At 40.2% G+C, this 2,980-nt stretch carries 2 pseudogenes; both read left to right on the top strand.

Annotation, left to right across the window (positions count from 1 at the left end):
- Window positions 1-1,263: 1,263 nt before the first annotated feature.
- Window positions 1,264-2,784: pseudogene (gene speC, locus AEA42_RS04275) on the top strand (ornithine decarboxylase); the annotation flags it as partial.
- A gap of 79 nt (window positions 2,785-2,863) precedes the next feature.
- Window positions 2,864-2,980 (top strand): annotated as a pseudogene (locus AEA42_RS22115) (IS5/IS1182 family transposase); the annotation flags it as partial.

Genomic DNA, 2,980 nt, shown 5'->3' with positions numbered 1-2,980 from the left:
TCAATCAGTGCCTTAGAGGCCAGCATCAAGCTGTTTAATCGTTTTAGGTGAAGTTCTGGGCAGTATTGGTGTAAAGAATGTTGTAGGATATTGGCTTCGCGCATCTTGTTGTCCAAGTGTAGTTTTTGGCGAAACCATTTGATCATGCAACAAGATGCGCTTCCACCCTAATTTGATGATTTATTTGTAAATCATCAGGGGATTCTTCAGTACGTAACACCGCTAATTTACGTCAGTCTTAAGTGGCAAACCTGCCTCAAAACGCCAATTTTCTTCCCTAAATGCTCAAAATTGAGAAAAAGTGTCGACTTTTTGTCATATTTAAGCACTCAAGTGATTTTGTAAAGACTTCATCTGCATTTTTATGCAAGGATGGCGTACCCTATAAATCACCAAGCAAATTAATACTGTAGTTTGCGCGTAATTAGATATTTATTATTTATAAATTTATGCATTTTTAATTTTAAAAATAAACTGACAATATTTACTTTCGTTATTTAGATAATGATACTTAAGGATGATTGACTGTAATTACACAGATAAAACTTATTGCAATAAATAATTACAGTTAATTAAAAATAAGACACCGATCATATTTTTATTGGCAACACCTAGATAAACTCCATGACGTAATAAAACGAATTAATAATTTTCTCGAATTTCATAATGGAGTTGTATATGAAGAGGAAATCTAAAATCATGGCACATATCCGACGTACTAGACATATCATGATGCCTAGCCAACGTGATTACTTCGACCATTCATTTATCTTCCTTCGCTAATCTTCGCGTAGGTAGTAGACCAATTAACAGGTCTAAAGTGGTATTGCCCTCGTAAGCGCATACACTTATCGTACTGTTTTTTTTCAGGTTTATTATCTCGCACCTAAATCAAAGCATTCTTTTGCTCGTGCAGTAACGCTGCGGCTAAGTCATTCATTTTGAATAAATCTATCTATTTATGGCTTTGTTTCCTAAAAGCACAAATAACTACAGAGTGCTTCCTGAGCGCCAGTATGGTGCTTAAAACCCTTGTTTCATCGTCAGTCGTTTATCTGTAATCAGAATATTATTTTGATTTAAACCCGAAAAACATTGGATTTCACTATTAGGAAACAAAGCCTCTATTTATTCTTGGACGACTTATAGCTTCATCATATCTGCACACGGAATAGCCATATCTAATTTAATACCATTAATATTTTTAATTAGGTATAGGTCAAGTTGTATCCAAAACTTTTTAAAGTAAAAGGGAAATTAACGATGAAATCATTAAAAGTTGCCGCCAGTTTATCTGTTAGATCATGTTTTGAAATAGACAGAGAAGTCGTCAATGTATTAACCACAGATTTTTGCGATGTGGGCGCGGCTGTAGTTTCTGTTGATGATGTTAAAAATGGTATTGTTGAAAAAATTAAAAATACCGGATTAAAACTGCCTATTTTCGTATCCGTTTGCTGTGAAGAAACCTTCCCAGATGATATTTGCTCCTCGATTACCGGGGTATTTGAACTCTGCGGTAGCAATACCGATTTCTATGGAAAACAGGTCGAAACCGCCGTCCAAAAATATGAGCAAGCCCTACTACCACCTTTCTTTGGCACACTGAAAAAATACGTGGAAATGGGTAACTCCACCTTTGCCTGTCCAGGCCATCAGGGTGGTCAATTTTTCCGTAAACATCCTGTGGGTCGCCAATTTTTCGATTTCTTTGGCGAAACCATTTTCCGCTCAGATATGTGTAATGCCGACGTTAAACTCGGCGATCTATTAATCCACGAAGGTGCACCGCTGGATGCACAAAAATACGCGGCGAAGGTATTTAACGCCGATAAAACCTACTTTGTGCTTAACGGCACTTCTTCTTCAAACAAAGTGGCGACCAACGCACTGCTAGCGAAGGGTGACTTGGTATTATTCGACCGTAATAACCACAAATCCAACCATCATGGCGCGTTAATTCAAGCGGGCGCAACACCGATTTACTTAGAAACTGCCCGTAACCCCTTCGGTTTTATTGGCGGTATCGACGCCCACTGCTTCCAAGAAGCTTATTTAAGGGAACAAATTCGCGAAGTTGCACCAGAACGAGCCGATGAACAACGGCCATTCCGTTTAGCGATTATCCAACTCGGCACCTACGACGGCACTATCTACAACGCTCGCCAAGTGGTTGATCGTATTGGTCATCTATGTGATTACATCCTGTTTGACTCGGCTTGGGTTGGCTATGAACAGTTTATTCCTATGATGAACGACTGCTCGCCACTGCTGCTGGAACTGACACCTGACGATCCCGGTATTATCGTGACTCAGTCAGTGCACAAACAGCAGGCTGGGTTCTCACAAACCTCGCAAATTCACAAAAAAGATAAACATATCAAAGGCCAAGCCAGATACTGCAACCATAAACGCTTCAACAACGCCTTTATGATGCACGCTTCTACCAGCCCCTTCTATCCGCTGTTTGCCGCATTGGATGTGAACGCTAAGATGCACGAAGGCGCCAGCGGCCGTTATCTGTGGCGTGAAGCGGTCAAAGCCGGTATTGAAGCGCGTAAGTTACTGCTTAAAAAATGTAAATATATCAAGCCATTTATCCCAAGTATGATCGAGGGGCGCCCATGGCAGGATTATCAAACTGAACAAATGGCCGATGATTTACGTTTCTTCGAGTTTGAACCCGGACAAAAATGGCACTCCTTCGAGGGCTATGAAAAAGGCCAATATTTCGTTGATCCTTGTAAATTCCTATTAACTACGCCAGGTATTGATGCCGAAACGGCTTTGTTTCCTAAATCAGTTGAACTAAAACCATAGCTGGTGATCTGATCGGCATAGCCTATCAACTCACCCATCAATCGTGTCAAAACCTCGCTATAAAACAACTAACTGGAAGCAATACAATCAAGCCTTAATTAATCGTGGCTCACTTACCTTCTGGATTGATGAGGACGCTATCGCCCAGTGGAAAGCTAAG

The organism is Shewanella sp. Sh95, from assembly GCF_001308045.1.
In the GTDB taxonomy this organism is placed as follows: Bacteria; Pseudomonadota; Gammaproteobacteria; order Enterobacterales; family Shewanellaceae; genus Shewanella; species Shewanella xiamenensis.
Note: the sequence above shows the minus strand (reverse complement) of the source record. Positions and strands in the feature narration are given on the sequence as shown.